The sequence below is a fragment of the Pelomicrobium sp. P1 genome (genome assembly GCF_052805615.1).
In genome coordinates, this window is the sequence record NZ_JBRBEM010000013.1 from 1 (window position 1) to 17,863 (window position 17,863).

Genomic DNA, 17,863 nt, shown 5'->3' on the forward strand with positions numbered 1-17,863 from the left:
TCGTCAGCACCCCGAAAGGCCTGTTACCGTTCGACTTGCATGTGTAAGGCATGCCGCCAGCGTTCAATCTGAGCCAGGATCAAACTCTCCAGTTCAATTCCGATCCGCCCGACATCCCCACCCCCCCAACGGGGAGGCGGAAACTGCGGGCCAAGGCTCATCCCACTCAAAGTCCTCGAAAACCCCCCTCTACTCCAACCTCAAAGGAGGCTCCCGTGACAGAACTCCTCGGCATGAGCCCAAGCTTCAGGGTCCTTCAAAGCCGCTGCTCAAAAGCGCACCCCACGACCCCTCTAACCCGTGCCCACACCGATCGGCTGTTCGATTGTTAAAGAGCAATGGTTGCGGGGGAAGGATTTGAACCTACGACCTTCGGGTTATGAGCCCGACGAGCTACCAGACTGCTCCACCCCGCGCCCGAAAGAGAAAAGAATTGTAGCTTGCAGTGGTGGAGAGAGTCAACGCTGCCACGGCAGGGGAAAAATTTAGCCGCTCCCGACCTCCCGCCCCCTTCACAACAATATTTTCTTCAATGAAACAAAAAGATACAAAAAATCTGCGTGCTTTCCGCAAGCTTATCGGAAAAACCGTTCGCTACTACGGCATTCCCTACATCGTGGTGGAAATCCTCGAGGAGGGGCCCGCTCTGGTCCTAGAACCCCAGCAAGGCGGAGAGTCGATCCAGCCGGACAGCTACGGCCGCCCCCGGCGTACGGCCCCGGAACCTGTCGTGGTGGAGCTTTCCGCCGGTTTCTGGACGAAAGGACGGCTACCCGAGGGATTGGAGCTTCCATGAAGCTCCTCCGGAAGCCACAAAATTCCCTTTTATCCATCAATAAAATAAATGCATCAAGCCGTGAGGGGCACCATGCTATTTTCCTCTGGCGAAAAAAACAGAGAAGCTTGGCCAGGAGGCGGAGAAAATGCCCAGGTTGGTGAATCCCCACGGAGGGGGAGGTCTTAAGCCCCTGTTGCTCCCCGACGAGGCTCGCGAGGAAGAACTAAAGCGGGCGCGGAGTTTGCCCGCAGTCCGCCTTTCTTCCCGGGAAAAAGGCGACCTCATCATGCTCGGGATCGGCGGCTTCACGCCCCTGGACGGGTTCATGACGCGGGCCGATTGGGAAGGGGTATGCGACGGCTACAAGACCGCCAGCGGCCTCTTCTGGCCCATTCCCATCACCCTCTCCACCGACGAGGTCACGGCGCAGAGCATCCGAGCTGGCATGGAAATCGCCCTGGTGGACGGGGACGCCGGCGCCATCATGGCGACCATGAAGGTCACCGAGAAGTACACCATCGATAAGGCCCACGAGTGCATGATGGTGTACAAGACCACGGACCCGGAACACCCCGGGGTAAAAATGGTGATGGACCAGGGGCCGGTGAACCTGGCGGGTCCAGTGAGGCTGCTTTCCGAAGGCGACTTCCCGGCCCGGTACCCGGGCATCTACATGACCCCCGCCCAAACCCGGGCGATCTTCGAGAAGAAGGGGTGGGCGACGGTGGCGGCGTTTCAGACCCGCAATCCCATGCACCGTTCTCATGAATATCTGGTGAAGATCGCCATCGAGGTCTGCGACGGCGTCTTGATCCACAGCCTGCTCGGCAACCTCAAGCCGGGAGACATCCCGGCGGAGGTTCGGACGCGGGCGATCGCCGCCCTCATCGATAATTACTTCGTGAAGGACACGGTCGTTCAGGCGGGCTATCCCCTCGATATGCGCTATGCAGGCCCCCGCGAGGCGCTGCTGCATGCCGTCTTCCGTCAGAACTACGGGTGCTCCCATCTCATCGTCGGGCGAGACCACGCCGGGGTCGGAAGCTATTACGGCCCCTTCGATGCCCATCGAATTTTCGACGAGATTCCTCGAGACGCCCTGGAGATCAGGCCGCTCAAGATCGACTGGACTTTCTGGTGTTACCGGTGCGGTGGCATGGCTTCCGCCCGCACCTGCCCCCACGAAGACCGGGATCGGTTGCTGCTGTCGGGCACCAAGCTGCGCAAAGCCCTATCCGAGGGGCTGGAGATTCCGAACGAGTTCAGCCGGCCGGAGGTATTGGCCATCCTCCGCGAATACTATAGCGGCTTGAAAGACGAGGAGCGGGTAGAAGTGAAGCTCAGCGGACACTCGGCGCGCTGAGCGCGTTTTGAACCGAGGGGAGAATCCCTTCCCATAGTTTCATCAACCGGGAGATCGCGATGCCAACCTACGTGCGAACCGACAAGTGCGACGGATGCAAGGGCCAGGACAAGACCGCCTGTATGTACATCTGTCCTCACGATCTGATGCTGCTCGACAAGGACGGCTCCCTGACCGGCCACGCGATGAAGGCCTTCAACCAAGAGCCGGAGCAGTGCTGGGAATGTTATTCCTGCGTGAAGATCTGCCCACAGAACGCGATCGAGGTCCGGCATTACGCGGACGTCGTTCCCTTGGGCGCTTCGGTGCAACCGCTGCGCGGCACCGACTCGATCATGTGGACCATCAAGTTCCGCAACGGTACGGTCAAGCGCTTCAAATTTCCGATCCGCACCACTCCCGAAGGCTCGATCGATCCCTATGCCGGCAAACCCGCGGCCAACATGGCGGAAATCGAGGATCACGGCTCGCTCTTCACCCACGGGACCCACAAGTGCGACATGAGCCAGTTCGTCCATTCCTGATGGAGTGCTGGCGAAAGCAAAAGACGGGACGCGGCTGACCGACCCGGCCGCAGGCGGTCGGGCACAGGGGATTACGAAAAGGCACGGGACACATGGCTAACGAATACGTATTTGGCAATCCGGAAATCATCCAGGAGGAAGTGGACATCCTTATCATCGGCGGCGGCATGGCGGCCTGCGGTTGCGCCGTGGAAATCATGCGCTGGGCCGAGGGGACCGGCCTCAAGATCAAGCTGGTGGACAAGGCGGCGCTGTCGCGTTCCGGCGCGGTGGCCCAAGGGCTGTCCGCCATCAACACTTACGTGGGCGAGAACGACCCGGCGGACTACGTCCGCTACGTGCGCAACGACCTCATGGGCATCATCCGCGAGGACCTGGTGTACGACATCGGCCGGCATGTGGACGACTCCGTGCACCTGTTCGAGGAATGGGGCCTGCCCATCTGGAAGCAGCCTGGCGACGAGGACAAAAAACTCACCGAGGGCGGAAAGCCGGTGCGCTCGGGCCGCTGGCAGATCATGATCAACGGGGAGTCCTACAAGTGGATCGTCGCCGAGGCCGCCAAGAAGGCGCTCGGCATGGAGAACATCCAGGAGCGGGTGTTCATCGTCCGGCTGGTAACCGACAAGAACGATCCCAATCGGGTCGCCGGCGCCGCCGGCTTCTCGGTGCGGGAGCACAAGCTGTACATCTACAAGTTCAAGTGCTGCCTGCTCGCGTGCGGCGGGGCGGTGAACGTGTTCCGGCCGCGCTCCGTGGGCGAAGGGACGGGGCGCGCCTGGTATCCGGTGTGGAACGCGGGATCCACCTACGCCATGGCGGCTGAGTGCGGCGCCGAAATGACGATGATGGAGAACCGCTTCGTGCCGGCGCGCTTCAAGGATGGCTACGGCCCGGTGGGCGCCTGGTTCCTGCTGTTCAAGGCCAAGGTGATGAACGGCCTGGGCGAGGATTACAACACGGCCAACGCGGGCGAGATCAAGGACACCAAGCGCTTCGGCAAATACGGCCAGGGCGTCCCGGGAACCTGCCTGCGCAATCACCTCATGCTCAAGGAGATGCGCGAGGGCCGGGGCCCGATCTTCATGGACACGCCCACGGCCCTGGCAAAGCTCGCCGAGAACATGACGCCTAAAGAAATCAAGCACCTGGAGGCGGAGGCATGGGAGGACTTCCTCGACATGACCATCTCCCAGTGCGGGATTTGGGCGGGCGAGAACATCGAGCCGGATAAAAAGCCCTCCGAGATCATGCCGACCGAGCCGTATCTCCTGGGATCCCACGCCGGCTGCGCCGGTATCTGGGTCTCGGGGCCGACCGATCTGCCCGGGGTTCCGAAGGAATGGTCCTGGGGCTACAACCGCATGACCACGGTGAAGGGACTTTTCACCGCTGGCGACGGCGTCGGAGCTTCCGGCCACAAGTTCTCCTCCGGCTCCTTCACCGAGGGCCGGATAGCCGCCAAGGCGATGGTGAAGTTCGCCCTGGACAACAAGGACTGGAAGCCGGAGCTGTCGCGCAGCGTGGATGAGCTGGTGGAGGAGGTCTACCGGCCGGTGAGAACCTACCTCCAGTACAAGGACTACACCACGGCCATCGACGTCAACCCCCATTACATCACACCCAAGATGTTGCAGTTCCGTCTGCAGAAGATCATGGACGAGTACGTGGGCGGCGTTTCCACCTGGTACCAGACCAACGCCAAGATGCTGGAGGTGGCCGAAGGCAAGCTGGAGATGCTCAAGGAGGACTCCCTCAAAATGCGGGCCAAGGATCTCCACGAGCTGCTGCGGGCGTGGGAGAACTACCATCGCATCATCGCCGCAGAGTGCCACATGAAGCATATCCAGTTCCGCCAGGAGACCCGGTACCCGGGGTACTACTACCGGACCGACTTCAATTACGTAGACGACGACAACTGGAAGTGCTTCGTCAACTCGACGTACGACCGCCAGACTAAGAAGTGGGCCCTTAAAAAGGTGCCCTACGTTCAGTTGATCAAGGACTGACCGCGGTCGTTTCGTGAGCTTCCAGGGGGTCCCGGGGGGTCAGCGTCTCCGGGACCCTTTTGCTTTGATACTTTTCGTGCCATGAGCGAATTCCACGAGCCGCAACCATCGAGCCCCATCGTGCCGGTACAGCTCGGGCTGGACGATAAGTTCCGGTTCCGCTGCCATCGCGGCATCGCCTGTTTCAACAAGTGCTGCGAAAACATCGACATCCTGCTCACGCCTTACGACATCCTGCGCCTCAAGAACCGCCTTGGCCTCACCTCGCGGGAGTTCATCGAGCGCTACACCGTGGATTGCACGCTGGACGCCCACGGCATGCCGGGGTTGAAGCTCAAGACCCGGGAGGCGAGCACTGCCTGCCGGTTCCTGGCGCCCGAGGGCTGCAGCGTGTACGCTGATCGCCCCGCCGCCTGCCGCTACTACGCCCTGGGGCTCATGGCCATGCGCAAGAAGGACTCTCCCGTGGAGGAGGACTCCTATTTCGTGGTCAAGGAGGCCCATTGCCTGGGGCACTTCGAGCCGAAAGTGCAGACCGTCCGCGAATACCGCGTCGAACAAGGGGTCGACGTGTACGACGAGATCAATCGCGAATGGAAAAGCATCATCCTCAAGAAGCGCTCCAGCGGGCCCACCCTCGGGCGTCCCTCCCAGCGCAGCTTCGAGCTCTTCTTCCTCGCGAGCTACGACGTGGACGGATTGCGGGAATTCGTGCAGAGCCCGTCGTTTCAGGAGGTATTCGACATCCCGCCGCAGGAATTGCAGGAGATCGTGGCCGGCGACGTGAAACTGCTGCAGTTTGGCTTCCGCCTGCTGAAACAGGTTCTCTTCGGAGAACGGACCATCGCCATCAAGCCCGCCGCGGTGGAAAAGCGCCGGGAGCGTTACCAGCGCAAGCTCCGGGAACAGGCTGAGCGAAAGGCGCAGCAACTGGCCGAGGAGCAGGATCGGGTTTACGACAGCCTCGATTGAGCCCCGTGCATGCCAATGATTTCGCCGCCGAATCGCTGCTGATCGAGCAAGAGCCCTACTATCAACCGGTCGGCAGCGAAATCGCCCTGTTCGAGGCCGCCTACGCGAGCCAGATCCCCGTATTGCTCAAGGGGCCGACCGGCTGCGGCAAAACCCGCTTCGTGGAGTACATGGCTTGGCGGCTCAAGCGGCCCCTGATCACGGTCTCCTGCCACGACGATCTCACCGCCTCCGACCTGGTCGGACGCTATCTCATCACCAACAACGAGACCGTGTGGATCGACGGCCCCCTCGCCCGGGCGGTGCGCTGCGGCGGCATCTGTTACCTGGACGAGATCGTGGAGGCGCGTAAGGATACTACCGTGGTCATTCATCCCCTCGCCGACGACCGGCGCTGCCTGCCGATCGAGAAACGCGGCGAGGTGCTGAAAGCGCCCAGGGAATTCGTACTGGTGATCTCCTACAATCCGGGTTACCAGAGCGTGCTCAAGGAGCTCAAGCACAGCACCCGCCAGCGGTTCGTGGCCATCGAGTTCGCTTACCCGGAGCCCGAGCTGGAGAAGACGATCCTCATGCGGGAGGCCGGGATCGACGGGCAAACGGCGGAAAAGCTGGTCAAGCTCGCGGCCATGACCCGCAGCCTTAAGGGCAACGGGCTGGACGAGGGGGCGAGCACCCGGCTGCTGGTCCACGCCGGCAAGCTGATCGCCAAGGGTGTGGATCCCCGGGCCGCCTGCCGCGGCGCCGTCGCCCAGGCGCTATCCGACGAGCGCGACATGCTGATCGCAGTCGATGAGCTCATCTCCACCCTCTTCTGAGCCGCTGCCGCGCGCCGCGCTGGAGGAGCGGCTGGAGGAGCAGCTCAACCCGGTTTTGACTTCCCGCCGCACAGCCGCGGGTCTCGCGGCGGCGCTGGCCTCCCTCGGCGTGGAACAGCAGGACTTCGTGCTGCATTGGGTCACCGTGGTCGCTAAATGCAACGCGGAACTCGCCTACCAGTTCGCGGCGCTGGCGCCCCAGGCCCTGGCCCTGCTGGGGCCCGAAGGCACGGAGGAGTGGCTGATCGGCGCCATGGACGTCTACGACAGGCAGGGCTTGTATTCCGCGTCCGCGACGCTGAAAGCGCTCCCCTCCTTCGTCGAACGCCATCGCAGCCGGGAGCGGTGCGCCCGGCTCGAGGAGGTGGCGCCGGTGCTGGAGCTGTTCCTGTGCGGGCTTTCCGGCCGGCGGCTGCGGGTGGCGGCGGCCGAGGTCGCCACCACGGACACAGAAACCGTCTACCTGCCCCCCTTTCTCGCCCGCTTTCCGACCCGAGCGGAGAATTTCCAGCTCTACAAGGCTACTGCGGCCCATCTGTGGGCACAGTCCCGGTTCGGCACCTTCAACCTGCCGCGTAAGGCGTATCCGGCGGGAGAGCATGCCCTGAAACTGCTCAACGTGCTAGAGGCGATCCGCCTGGGGGCCTGCATCACCCGCAGCTTCCCCGGTTTGGGCCGCCTTTTGGAGGCGTTAAGGGCGCGCGAGCCCCTGGCGCCGGTCCCGGGCCTGGAGCGGCTCGCGGTGCCGGGGGCCACCGTGGCCGACAGCCTGGCGCTACTCGCGAGCGCTATCCATCACTTGGACGATCCCGGTTGGTGCTACCTGGGACGGCTTCAACCGGAGCGTGCCTTCGCGGTCCGGGAAGCGCGCCTTGCGCGGGAGCGGAAAGCCTTGCAGCGGGCCCTGGCCCGGCTCGCCTCCGAACAGTCTCCGCCGAGGCCGACGGCCGCCCGCCGGGCCCCGCCCCGATGGTCGGTGCGCATCGAGGATGAAGGGATGAAGTTCGACGCCCGCGTGGAGCTGGACGGGATGCCCGTTAACGTCCCGCCCGAAGTGCACAACCTGATCCAGTCCATCGTCCAGGACCTGGGCGAGCTTCCCCCAGAATACATGGTACCGGCGGGAGATGCCGGGACCCCCAGAGGAGCGCTCCGGCGCTTCGAGGCGGCCGGGAAAGCGCCGGAAGCGGTCCAGGGAGAGAAGGTCTATCTCTACGACGAGTGGGATTTCCGCCGCCGGCACTACCGGCGGGAGTGGTGCACCCTGCGGGAGCTGGACGTGCATCCGGCGACGCCCGAGTTCGCCCAGGCCACCTTGGAAAAATATCGGCACCAGGTCGCCCAGCTTCGACGCACGTTCGAGGCGTTGCGGCAGGAGCAGCGGCGCCTGCGCAAAGAACCCTTCGGGGACGACGTGGACCTCGACGCGCTGGTGGAATCCTTCGTCGATCTGCGCCAGGGGCTGGAGCTGCCGGCGCGGCTGTTCGTGGAGCACCGCCGCGCCGACCGCCATGTGGCGGCGTTGTTCGTCGTGGACATGAGCGGCTCCACCAAAGGCTGGATCAACGACGCGGAGCGGGAGGCCCTGGTCATGCTGTGCGAGGCCCTGGAGGCACTGAGAGACCGCTACGCCATCTACGGCTTCTCCGGCATCACCCGCAAGCGCTGCGAATTCTACCGGGTCAAGCGCTTCGACGAGCCCTACGGCGAGGCGGTCAAGTCCCGCATCGGCGGCATCATTCCCCTGGACTACACCCGCATGGGACCGGCGCTGCGCCACGCCGCCCGCCTGCTGGAAGCAGTGGAAGCCCGAACCAAGCTCCTGATTACCCTCTCCGACGGGAAGCCCGACGATTACAGCGACGAGTACCGGGGGGAGTACGGGATCGAAGACACGCGCCAGGCGCTCCTGGAAGCGAAGCGCTTGGGCATCTATCCCTATTGCATCACCATCGACAGGGAGGCGCGGGACTACCTGCCACATATGTACGGCGAAGTGAACTACACGGTGGTGGACGACCCGGGGAAGCTCCCCCTCAAGGTGGCCGACATCTACCGCCGGCTCACCTTCTGAACCACCTCAGCGGCCCCCGCGCACCCAGTCGATCACCGGCCTCCATTGTTCCGTGTCCCGCTCCGCCAGGTAGCGCGGGAGGTCGAAGACGCTCTGCCCCAGGAACGCGGCGTTGGTATAGATCACCGTGTCCCGGAGGATGGCTAGGATGGGTAGGTCGTACTGCTTGAGGAACGCTTCCAGCGTGGCGGCGGCCCGGGTGCGGGGATCCACCCGCACCCCCACCACTCCCACCGGAAGCCTGCGGCCGCGCATCGCCTTCTCCGAGAGCAACGCGTCCAGAAAGTCCCGGGTCGCCGCCATGTCGAACACCGAGGGCTGGACCGGGATGAGCACCTTGTCGGCCAGCCGCAGGGCGTGCTCCAGATTCTTGCCGTGGAGCCCGGCCGGCGTGTCGATCACCACCCAGCTCCGGTCGCCCGAGTCCCGGTCTTTCGGGTCGCCACCGTCCAGCCGCGCCACCCGGGGCAGATGGTCGGGCCGGATCGACAGCCAGGTCAGGGCCGACTTCTGCCGGTCGATGTCCCAGAGGTAGACCCGCTCCCGGGCGGCGGCGAGACCCGCAGCCAGGTTGGTGGCCACGGTGGTCTTGCCGCTCCCTCCCTTCGGATTGGCCACCAGGATTGCGCGCATGGCCCGTTGCCTTTCAAGCGACCCGCTGCGCCCGCTCGGGGGAGGGGACTTCCTGGGCAAGGGGATCTTCGGCCGGTACTTCTTCCGCGGCTGTTTCTCCGGGTCGAGCCTCGGCCGGGAGAGAATCGGCGCCGCGCTCCACCAGCCCTGCCAGGTCCTCCAACGGCGGCAGCTCCTCCAGGGAGCGCAAGTCCAAGTCGTCGAGAAACGCCTTGGTGGTGCCGAACAGGGCCGGCCGCCCAGGCACGTCCCGATGGCCCACCACCTCGATCCAGCCCCGCGCCTCCAGGGTCTTGATCACCTGGGGCGAGACCGACACGCCCCGGATCTCCTCGATGTCGCCCCGGGTCACCGGCTGCCGGTAAGCGATGATGGCCAGGGTCTCCATCACCGCCCGGGAGTACTTGGGCGGTTTCTGGGGATTGAGCCGGTCGAGATAGCGCTGGTACTCGGGGCGGGAGCGAAAACGCCAGCCGCTCGCCACGCAAGTGAGCTCCACGCCTCGGCCAGCCCAGTCCTGGCGCAACTCTTCCAGCAGCTTGCGGACAAGATCGGCCCCGAGGTCCTCGTCGAAGAGCCTGCGCAGCTCGGAAATCCCGAGGGGTTCGCCCGCCGTGAGCAGCGCCGTCTCGAGGATCTTCTTGATCTCGGCGAGATTAATCGGGGGTGAGGAAGTTGATGGTTCGGACATAGATGTTCCCAAAGGCCTCTCGCTGGGTGACCTCCACCAGGCGCTCCTTGGCCAGCTCCAGCAGGGCCAGGAACGTGACCACCAGCACCGGAACGCCCGCCTGCGGGTCGAACAGCGACTCGAATTCGACGAAATCCCGTCCCGCGAGCTGCCGTAGGATGCGGGTCATGTGCTCCCGTACCGACAACGCCTCCCGGGTCACGCGATGATGCCGGGAGAGCTTCACCCGGTTGAGCAAGGCGAGCCAGGCGTTGCGCAGATCGTCCACGTTCACCTGGGGCAGGCGCTTGACCGCCGCCTGCTCGATCCAGACCTGGACCAGGGCGAAATCGCGCAGCGCCCGCGGGATGCGCTCCAGCCGCTGGGCCGCCAGCTTGATCTGCTCGTACTCCAGGAGCCGGCGCACCAGCTCCGCCCGGGGATCCTCCGCAGCCTCCTCGACCCGGGGCGGGCGCGGCAGCAGCATGCGAGACTTGATCTCGATCAGCATGGCCGCCATGAGCAGGTACTCCGCGGCCAGCTCCAGCTGGGTCGCCCGCATCAACTCCACGTATTCCATGTACTGGCGCGTGAGCTCGGCCATGGGGATGTCGAGCACGTCCACGTTTTGCTTGCGGATCAGGTACAGGAGTAGATCCAAGGGGCCCTCGAAGGCTTCCAGAAAGACTTCCAGCGCGTCCGGCGGAATGTACAGGTCCTTGGGTAGCTCCTGCAGGGCCTCCCCATAGAGCCTGGCGATGGGGCCGCCGTCGATCATCGTGCTCATGGGGTGCCGGCCTGGCGCGGCGCGGTCGCCGCTTGGTCGGATGGCATGGGGGAGTACACGCGTCTACCGTCTTCCCGAGGATGCAGGAGGTGGATTCCCGGAGCGCCCTTCTGCTGTTCGGAGCTGGGCCGGCCGCCCAGGCGACGCTAACTTTCTCACGGATCGTCCCCTGGGGCAACCCGCCCCCTCCCGCCCGGCCCGCTCAAACGTAATCGAGCCCCATGACCTCCCGCACCTCCCGCATGGTCTCCTGGGCCAGCTTGCGGGCTTTTTCGCAGCCGTCCGCGATGATGTTGCGCAGGAGCGTGGGATCCTCCTGGTAGGGCCGGGCGCGCTCCAGCATGGGCTTCTGCTCCGCCAGGATCGCGTCGATGACCGGCTGCTTGCATTCCAGGCAGCCGATCCCGGCTGTCGTGCATCCTTCCTGGACCCATTTGCGCCGTGCGTCGTCCGAATACACGAGATGGAACTGCCACACGGGGCAGCGGGCCGGATTGCCCGGATCCTGGCGCCGCACCCGCGCGGGGTCGGTGGGCATGGTACGGATCTTCTTAGCGATGCTGTCGGCGGCTTCCCGTAGGCCGATGGTGTTGTCGTAGGACTTGGACATCTTCTGCCCGTCCAGGCCCGGCAGGCGGGAGGCCTCGGTGAGGAGCGCTTCGGGCTCCGAGAGGATCATCTTTCCGCCACCCTCCAGGTAGCCGAACAGGCGCTCCCGGTCTCCCAGGCTGAGGTTCTGCGCCTCCTCCAGCAATGCCCGTCCGGCGGCAAGCGCCTCGGTATCGCCCTGCTCCTGGTAGCGGGTGCGCAGCTCCAGGTACAGGCGGGCCTTCTTGGCGCCCAGCTTCTTCACCGCCTTGAGCGCCTTTTCCTCGAAATTGGGCTCGCGCCCGTAGAGATGGTTGAAGCGGCGGGCGATCTCCCGGGTGAACTCGATGTGGGGCACCTGATCCTCCCCCACCGGAACCCGGGTGGCCCGGTAGATGAGTATGTCGGCGCTCTGCAGCAGCGGATAGCCCAGGAACCCGTAGGTGGACAGGTCCCGGTCGGAGAGCTTCTCCTGCTGGTCCTTGTACGTGGGCACCCGTTCCAGCCAGCCTAGGGGCGTCACCATGGAGAGCAGCAAGTGCAGCTCCGCGTGCTCGGGGATGTGGGACTGGATGAACAAGGTCGCCTGGGCCGGATCGACGCCTGCCGCAAGCCAGTCGATCAGCATGTCCCACACGCTGTCGGCGATCACCTGGGGCTCGTCGTAATGGGTGGTCAGGGCATGCCAGTCGGCGACGAAGAACAGGCATTCATACTCGTGCTGGAGCTTCACCCAGTTTTTCAGCACGCCGTGGTAGTGGCCCAGGTGCAGGCTGCCGGTGGGCCGCATGCCGGAGAGGACGCGTTCGGGAAACATGGTCAAGGGCGAGACGGGTTCAGAGGTGGAAAAGCGCGAGGATCGCCCCCCGCGCAGCCTCGTACAAGGGGAACAGGATCGCGCTCAGCAGGGGAATGTTGAACACGCCTTCCAGGACGATGAGCCCGAGCAGCAGGTAGATCCCGTAGGGCTCCAGGGCGGCGTAGCGGTAAGCGAGCTGCCTGGGCAACAGGCTGATGGCGATCTTGCTGCCGTCGAGGGGCGGGACCGGCAGCAGGTTAAGCGCCATGAAGATGATGTTGACCTGAACCCCCGCGAGCCCCATGGCATAGAGAAACTCCGACCAGAAGGCCCCTTCGTTCGCCAGGGCGGCCTTGGCTACCAGGGCCCAACCCAGGGCCATGGCGAAGTTGGCGGCGGGACCGGCGGCGGCGACCCACAGCATGTCCTGCTTCGGCTGGCGCAGGTTGCCGAAATTGACCGGCACCGGCTTCGCCCAGCCGAACATGATGCCGCCCACCGCCAAGGTCACGAGGGGCAGAACGAGGGTGCCGAACGGGTCGATGTGGCGGATCGGATTGAGGCTGACCCGTCCCTGGGCGTAAGCGGTCAGGTCGCCGAAGTGTTTGGCCACGTAGCCATGGGAGGCCTCGTGGAGGGTGATGGCGAAAATCACCGGCAGGGCGTAGACGGCGATCACCTGGATCAGATGAGCTTCCATGGAGACGCCATTCTACCATCGCCCTTCTCCCCGGCCCGGCGACCCCGGCTCAAGGCGTGATGCCTAGCGCTTCGGGAGAGCCCTTCCCCTTGCGCACCACCCTGGGCACTTCGTCGGTCAGGTCCAGCACCGTGGTCATCTCGACGCCGCAGGGGCCACTGTCGATCACCAGATCCACTTGGTGCTCCAGCCGGGCGCGGATGTCCTGGGCGTCGTTCATCGGCAAGTCATCGCCCGGCAGCAGAAGAGTGGAGGAGAGCAGGGGCTCGCCCAGCTCCGCCAGCAGGGCGTTCGCCACCGCATGATCCGGCACGCGCAGGCCGATGGTGTTGCGCTTAGGATGCTGCAGCCGTCGCGGCACTTCCCGCGTCGCTTCCAGGATGAAAGTGTAGCTCCCCGGGGTCGCCGCCTTGAGCAGCCGGAATTGCCGGTTATCCACCCGGGCGTACTGGGCCAGCTCGGCCAGATCGCGGCATACCAGGGTGAGCAGGTGATCGTCGTCGACGCCGCGGATGCGGCAGATGCGGGAGGCCGCTTCCCGGTCGCCCAAGCGGCAGCCCAAGGCATAGCAGGAGTCGGTGGGATAGACGATCACTCCGCCCTGGCGCACAATCTCGGCCGCCTGGCGGATGAGCCGGGGCTGCGGGTTTTTCGGGTGTATTTCGAAATACTGAGCCATTCTTGAGATCCCCTCATCCCAGCCCGAGCGCGCTCCACACCGGCCGGCATCCCTCGGGCAGGGGCGGCAGCGCTCCCAGGTCCAGCCCGCCTTCTTCGGGGCTGTGGAAATCCGAGCCCGCGGAGGCGACGAGCCCGAAGCGGCCGGCCAGGCGGGCGAAGCGCCGGTAATCTTCCGGCGAATGGCTTCCCGAGACCACCTCGATGCCTGCCCCGCCCTGGTCGCGGAACTCGGCGAGCAAGGCTTCCAGCGCTGGGCCCGACAGGCGATAGCGCCCGGGGTGGGCCAGCACCGCGACCCCGCCGCTCGCCCGGATCCAGGCGACGGCCCGGTCCAAGGAGGCCCATTGGTGGCGCACGTAGCCGGGCTTGCCTTGGGCCAAGTAGCGCTGGAACACGCTCTTCACGTCCCCCGCCACCCCCCGCTCCACCAGGAACCGGGCGAAATGGGTGCGCCCGATCAGGTCCGGGTTCCGGGCGTGGGCATAGGCGCCTTCCAGGCTTCCCTGGATACCGCAACGCCCGAGCTCGGCGGCGATCGCCCGGGCCCGCTCCCGGCGCCCGGCCCGCAGGCTGGCCAAACCGGCCGTAAGCTCGGGGTGGGACGGATCGATCCCCAGGCCCACCACGTGGATGGTCTGGGCGCGCCAGGTGACCGACACCTCGACGCCCTCAACCAAGGCGATCCCCCAGGCCCGGGCAGCCTCCCGCGCCGAGGCAAGCCCTCCCAGCTCGTCGTGATCGGTCAACGCCAGCACCTCCACTCCCCGTGCGGCCGCCCGGCGTACCACCTCGGCGGGCGCCAGTACGCCGTCCGAAGCCGTGGAGTGGCAATGGAGATCGACGGGGGACATGGGAACGGGAAGCGCAAGGGTCATCATAACAAAACGGTTCAGGGGCCAAAACCCGCTTTCCCGCCGAGCACCGTGACGCTACGGCCGGGCTCGCGGGCCGATAGGATGCGCCCGCCGGGGTTTTCGTCCAGAATAATGGGCACTGGGACGCCTTCCGGATGTCGTCTCTGCCTTCCCCCATGCCCCGCCTTTCCTGGGCTCGCCCGTCCGGAACCAGCGTCTGGGCTAGGGTAGCCCTGGGGTGTCTGCGGCGGCTTTCGTCCTCTTGGGACGGTCCGCGGGAAATCCCGCCGTTCGGAGACCCGGTGGACTCGCGAGCTTACTGGAGCCCGACCTGGAACTCACCCGGGAGGCGCGAATCAACCCGTTGAGAGAGCAACGATCATGAAACTGGATCGACTGCAACCGTTGAACGAAACCACCTGGACCTTGGCCGGTGCCGATCCGGCCCATTCCCGGGTGAGGTTGTTCGCCACTCGGGCGCTGCTCGAGGCAATGGACGAAAAGGTGCTGGAACAGATCGCCCATGTGGCCCGGCTTCCCGGTCTGGTGGGCGCGGCCATGACCATGCCCGATGCCCATTGGGGTTACGGGTTCCCCATCGGTGGAGTGGCCGCATTCGATCCGGACGAAGGGGGCGTCGTCTCGGCCGGCGGCGTGGGGTTCGACATTTCCTGCGGCATCCGCTGCCTGCGCACCAACCTGACCCTGGAGGCGCTAGCGCCCTCCCTGGAACCCCTGGCCGACGAGCTGTTTCGCGCCATCCCCGCCGGGGTCGGCGAAGAAGGGTCCCTCAAGCTTTCCATTCCCGAGCTGGACCAGGTAATGCGGGGGGGTGCCCGCTGGGCGGTGGAGCGGGGTTTCGGGACGCCCGAGGATTTGGAATATGTGGAAGAGCACGGACGGGTCGAAGGCGCCCATCCGGAGAACGTGTCGGAGCTGGCGAAGAAGCGGCAGCGGGGCGAGATGGGAACCCTGGGCTCCGGAAATCATTACCTGGAAGTGCAGGTGGTGGAGCGCATCTACGACCGGCAGGCGGCCCAGGCCTACGGCCTGGCGGAAGGGCAGATCGTGGTTTCCATCCACTGCGGCTCCCGGGGGCTAGGCCACCAGATCGGGACCGATTACCTGGTCACCCTGGCCAAGGCGGCCGGCCGCCTCGGCATCCCGCTCCCCGACCGGGAGCTCGCCTGTGCCCCGATCCGCTCGCCCGAAGGGCAACAGTACCTGGGGGCCATGAACGCCGCCATCAACTGCGCCCTGGCCAACCGCCAGATCCTGACCCACTTGACCCGGGAGGCGTTTCGGCGGGTCGTGCCCGGCGCGCGGCTGGAAACCCTCTTCGACGTGTCCCACAACACTTGCAAGGTGGAACGGCACCGAGTCAACGGGGGCGAGCGCGGGCTTTATGTCCACCGCAAGGGGGCGACCCGGGCTTTCGGTCCCGGCCACTCCAGCCTCCCACCCCGCTATCGGGAGGTGGGGCAACCAGTAATCGTCGGGGGCAGCATGGGCACGGGCTCTTATGTACTGGCCGGCGTCTCCGACAACCCGGCGTTCAGCTCCGCCAGCCACGGCGCCGGGCGCGCCATGAGCCGGCGGCAGGCGCTGCAGCGGTGGAAAGGACGGGAGCTGATCGACGAGCTGCGGGGCCGGGGCATCCTGATCCGAACCAAGTCCATGCGCGGCGCCGCGGAGGAAGCTCCGGGCGCCTACAAGGACGTGGACACGGTGGCGGAAGTGACCGAAGCCGCCCATCTTGCCCGACGGGTGGCGTTCCTGCGGCCCAAGGTCTGCATAAAAGGCTGATTTTTTATGGCGTTGGAAGGCATTTTTCTTTATCCTTAAGGGGCGGAATGAAGAGGAGATACCGGGTCGAAGCCCTGCCCACCCTCTACCTGGATTTCCTGGTAGCCAAAGCGGAGCGGGTGGAGGAAAGGGCCGCCGACCGTCCCTATGATCAGGCCGGCTTTCACCTGGACCTGACCGCCCAGACCTTCTTCAAGACCACCGACAGCGGAAGGACTTTCTACTATCGCCCGACCGCCGATTGGCGCCAGGGAGGCCCGCTGCTGGAAAAACACCGGATCTCGGTGACCGCAGTGGTGGGTGGCTGGCGGGCTTCCCAGGACGGGATGGCGGTGGCCTATGGCCCCACGCCGTTGATCGCCGCCATGCGCAGCCTGGTCGTTCGGCACTACGGAGAAGAAGTGGAATTCGACGAATAGCGATGCAATTTTCCGATCTAGGTCTCATCCCCGAACTGCTCGAGGCGGTCGCCAGTCAGGGCTACGCCGCGCCCACTCCGGTTCAGGCCCAGGCGATCCCCCTGGTGCTGGCCGGCCGAGACGTCATGGCGGCCGCCCAGACCGGGACCGGTAAAACCGCCGCCTTCACCCTACCCATCCTGCAGTTGCTAAGTCCCCTGGCCAACACCAGCGCTTCCCCCGCCCGCCATCCCGTCCGGACCCTCATCTTGACGCCCACCCGGGAGCTGGCGGCCCAGGTGGAGGAAAGCGTGCGCATCTACGGCGCCCGCCTGCCCTTGCGCTGCACCGTGGTTTACGGGGGCGTGGACATCGATCCCCAGATCGAGGCGCTGCGCCGGGGGGTGGAGATCTTGGTGGCGACCCCGGGACGGCTCCTGGACCACGTCCACCAGCGTACGGTCAATCTCTCCCAGGTGGCTATCCTGGTGCTGGACGAAGCGGACCGGATGCTGGACATGGGTTTCCTACCCGACATCCGCCGCATTCTGGGGCTGTTGCCCCCCCGGCGGCAGAACTTGCTGTTTTCGGCCACCTTCTCCGAGGACGTAGTGCGGCTCGCCTCTTCCTTCCTAACGGATCCGGTGCGGATACAGGTCGCGCCCCGCAACGCCCCCGCCGAGCTGGTGAAACAGGCGGTCATTCCCGTGGCCTCGGCCCACAAGCGGGCGCTGCTCAAGTCCCTCCTGGAGGCCAGGGGCATGCGCCAGGCGCTGGTCTTCGTCAACACCAAGATCGGGGCCAACCGGCTGGCCCGGGCCCTGGAGCGGGAAGGCGTTCAGGCGGTGGCGCTCCATAGCGATCGGACCCAGATCCAGCGGGAACAGGCCCTGGCGGACTTCAAGGCGGGGAAGATCCGGGTGCTGGTCGCCACCGATATCGCCGGCCGGGGGCTCGACATCGAAGAGCTCCCCTACGTGGTGAACTTCGAGCTGCCCCACCACCCAGAGGATTACGTCCACCGCATCGGCCGCACCGGGCGGGCGGGTATGACCGGGGACGCCTACTCCCTGGTGGCGCCGGAAGAGGAAAAATACCTTTCCGCCATCGAGCGCCTCCTCAAACGGCCAATACCCAGAGAAACCCTCCCAGCGTTCGCCCCCGCCGCAGGACGGACGGCACCGGGCGGCCGCCGTCCCCATCGGGAGCGGGAGGTCCACGAGAAGCGGCACGTGGCGCCCTTGACGGAATCCAAGATTCCCCCGCCCCCCGCCTTGGCCGCCGAGGCGCTTCCCGCTAGGGACGCGGGTGGAGCACCTTCCCTTCCCCCGATCCATGGGCACCGGCGACGGCGGTTGGAGCGGCCGGTTCCCGCCTTGCTCGGGGGAATGCCGACCAAGAAGGCTTGA

Annotated in this window: 16 protein-coding genes, 1 tRNA gene, 1 rRNA gene and 1 pseudogene; 10 read left to right on the forward strand and 9 right to left on the reverse strand. The window is 65.4% G+C overall.

Going from position 1 to position 17,863, the window contains the following annotated elements; all coding sequences use genetic code 11:
• Window positions 1–95 (reverse strand): 16S ribosomal RNA (locus ACUVYZ_RS12825); the annotation flags it as partial.
• A 244-nt stretch (window positions 96–339) separates the two neighbouring features.
• Window positions 340–416 (reverse strand) — tRNA-Met (locus tag ACUVYZ_RS12830).
• 32 nt (window positions 417–448) lie between these two features.
• Here ACUVYZ_RS12830 and ACUVYZ_RS12835 point away from each other — a divergent pair.
• The 7 genes from ACUVYZ_RS12835 (at window position 449) to ACUVYZ_RS12865 (ending at window position 8,538) form a co-directional block, all read left to right on the forward strand.
• Window positions 449–796 carry a hypothetical protein gene (locus ACUVYZ_RS12835; RefSeq protein ID WP_439934938.1) on the forward strand — a complete coding sequence of 116 codons (348 nt, stop codon included), beginning with the start codon at window positions 449–451 and terminating at the stop codon, window positions 794–796.
• Window positions 797–923: 127 nt separating this feature from the next.
• The gene (gene sat, locus ACUVYZ_RS12840) at window positions 924–2,141 is read left to right on the forward strand and encodes a sulfate adenylyltransferase (protein ID WP_439934937.1); all 1,218 of its coding nucleotides are present in this window, start codon (window positions 924–926) and stop codon (window positions 2,139–2,141) included.
• A gap of 59 nt (window positions 2,142–2,200) precedes the next feature.
• A complete protein-coding gene (aprB, locus tag ACUVYZ_RS12845; protein ID WP_439934936.1) occupies window positions 2,201–2,665 on the forward strand; it encodes an adenylyl-sulfate reductase subunit beta in 465 nt (154 codons plus the stop codon).
• A 92-nt stretch (window positions 2,666–2,757) separates the two neighbouring features.
• Complete coding sequence (gene aprA / locus ACUVYZ_RS12850; protein WP_439934935.1) at window positions 2,758–4,674, forward strand: adenylyl-sulfate reductase subunit alpha; 1,917 nt, start codon at window positions 2,758–2,760, stop codon at window positions 4,672–4,674.
• Between the two features lie 81 nt (window positions 4,675–4,755).
• On the forward strand, window positions 4,756–5,646 hold the full coding sequence (locus ACUVYZ_RS12855; RefSeq protein WP_439934934.1) for a YkgJ family cysteine cluster protein: 891 nt from the start codon (window positions 4,756–4,758) through the stop codon (window positions 5,644–5,646).
• A 5-nt stretch (window positions 5,647–5,651) separates the two neighbouring features.
• Entirely contained in the window at window positions 5,652–6,464 is an 813-nt protein-coding gene (locus tag ACUVYZ_RS12860) for a CbbQ/NirQ/NorQ/GpvN family protein (RefSeq protein WP_439934933.1), read from the forward strand.
• The gene (locus ACUVYZ_RS12865) at window positions 6,439–8,538 is read left to right on the forward strand and encodes a nitric oxide reductase activation protein NorD (protein ID WP_439934932.1); all 2,100 of its coding nucleotides are present in this window, start codon (window positions 6,439–6,441) and stop codon (window positions 8,536–8,538) included. Before ACUVYZ_RS12860 ends, ACUVYZ_RS12865 begins: the two co-directional genes overlap by 26 nt.
• 6 nt (window positions 8,539–8,544) lie before the next feature.
• Here the strand turns inward: ACUVYZ_RS12865 and ACUVYZ_RS12870 are convergent, their stop codons facing one another.
• From ACUVYZ_RS12870 to ACUVYZ_RS12900, 7 genes and pseudogenes are all read right to left on the reverse strand, one after another.
• Entirely contained in the window at window positions 8,545–9,171 is a 627-nt protein-coding gene (locus ACUVYZ_RS12870) for an AAA family ATPase (protein ID WP_439934931.1), read from the reverse strand.
• Window positions 9,172–9,211: 40 nt separating this feature from the next.
• Window positions 9,212–9,832, reverse strand: a pseudogene (gene scpB / locus ACUVYZ_RS12875) (SMC-Scp complex subunit ScpB); the annotation flags it as partial.
• Entirely contained in the window at window positions 9,828–10,628 is an 801-nt protein-coding gene (locus tag ACUVYZ_RS12880) for a segregation and condensation protein A (protein ID WP_439934930.1), read from the reverse strand. The pseudogene scpB and the gene ACUVYZ_RS12880, both read right to left, overlap by 5 nt.
• A 202-nt stretch (window positions 10,629–10,830) precedes the next feature.
• On the reverse strand, window positions 10,831–12,033 hold the full coding sequence (locus tag ACUVYZ_RS12885) for a tryptophan--tRNA ligase (RefSeq protein ID WP_439934929.1): 1,203 nt from the start codon (window positions 12,031–12,033) through the stop codon (window positions 10,831–10,833).
• 19 nt (window positions 12,034–12,052) lie between these two features.
• Window positions 12,053–12,715 carry a site-2 protease family protein gene (locus tag ACUVYZ_RS12890; protein ID WP_439934928.1) on the reverse strand — a complete coding sequence of 221 codons (663 nt, stop codon included), beginning with the start codon at window positions 12,713–12,715 and terminating at the stop codon, window positions 12,053–12,055.
• A gap of 49 nt (window positions 12,716–12,764) precedes the next feature.
• A complete protein-coding gene (locus tag ACUVYZ_RS12895; protein ID WP_439934927.1) occupies window positions 12,765–13,394 on the reverse strand; it encodes an L-threonylcarbamoyladenylate synthase in 630 nt (209 codons plus the stop codon).
• A 13-nt stretch (window positions 13,395–13,407) separates the two neighbouring features.
• Window positions 13,408–14,271, reverse strand: a complete 864-nt coding sequence (locus ACUVYZ_RS12900) for a 3',5'-nucleoside bisphosphate phosphatase (RefSeq protein ID WP_439934941.1) — start codon at window positions 14,269–14,271, stop codon at window positions 13,408–13,410.
• Between the two features lie 360 nt (window positions 14,272–14,631).
• Between ACUVYZ_RS12900 and ACUVYZ_RS12905 the strand changes: the two genes are divergently transcribed.
• From ACUVYZ_RS12905 to ACUVYZ_RS12915, 3 genes are read left to right on the forward strand one after another with little or no spacing between them, the layout of a single operon-like run.
• Window positions 14,632–16,056: an RtcB family protein gene (locus tag ACUVYZ_RS12905; protein ID WP_439934926.1), complete on the forward strand. Its 1,425-nt coding sequence runs from the start codon at window positions 14,632–14,634 to the stop codon at window positions 16,054–16,056.
• Window positions 16,057–16,103: 47 nt separating this feature from the next.
• Window positions 16,104–16,475, forward strand: a complete 372-nt coding sequence (locus tag ACUVYZ_RS12910; protein WP_439934925.1) for a phage protein NinX family protein — start codon at window positions 16,104–16,106, stop codon at window positions 16,473–16,475.
• A 2-nt stretch (window positions 16,476–16,477) separates the two neighbouring features.
• Window positions 16,478–17,863 (forward strand): DEAD/DEAH box helicase, encoded by a 1,386-nt coding sequence (locus ACUVYZ_RS12915; RefSeq protein WP_439934924.1) that lies wholly within the window; start codon window positions 16,478–16,480, stop codon window positions 17,861–17,863.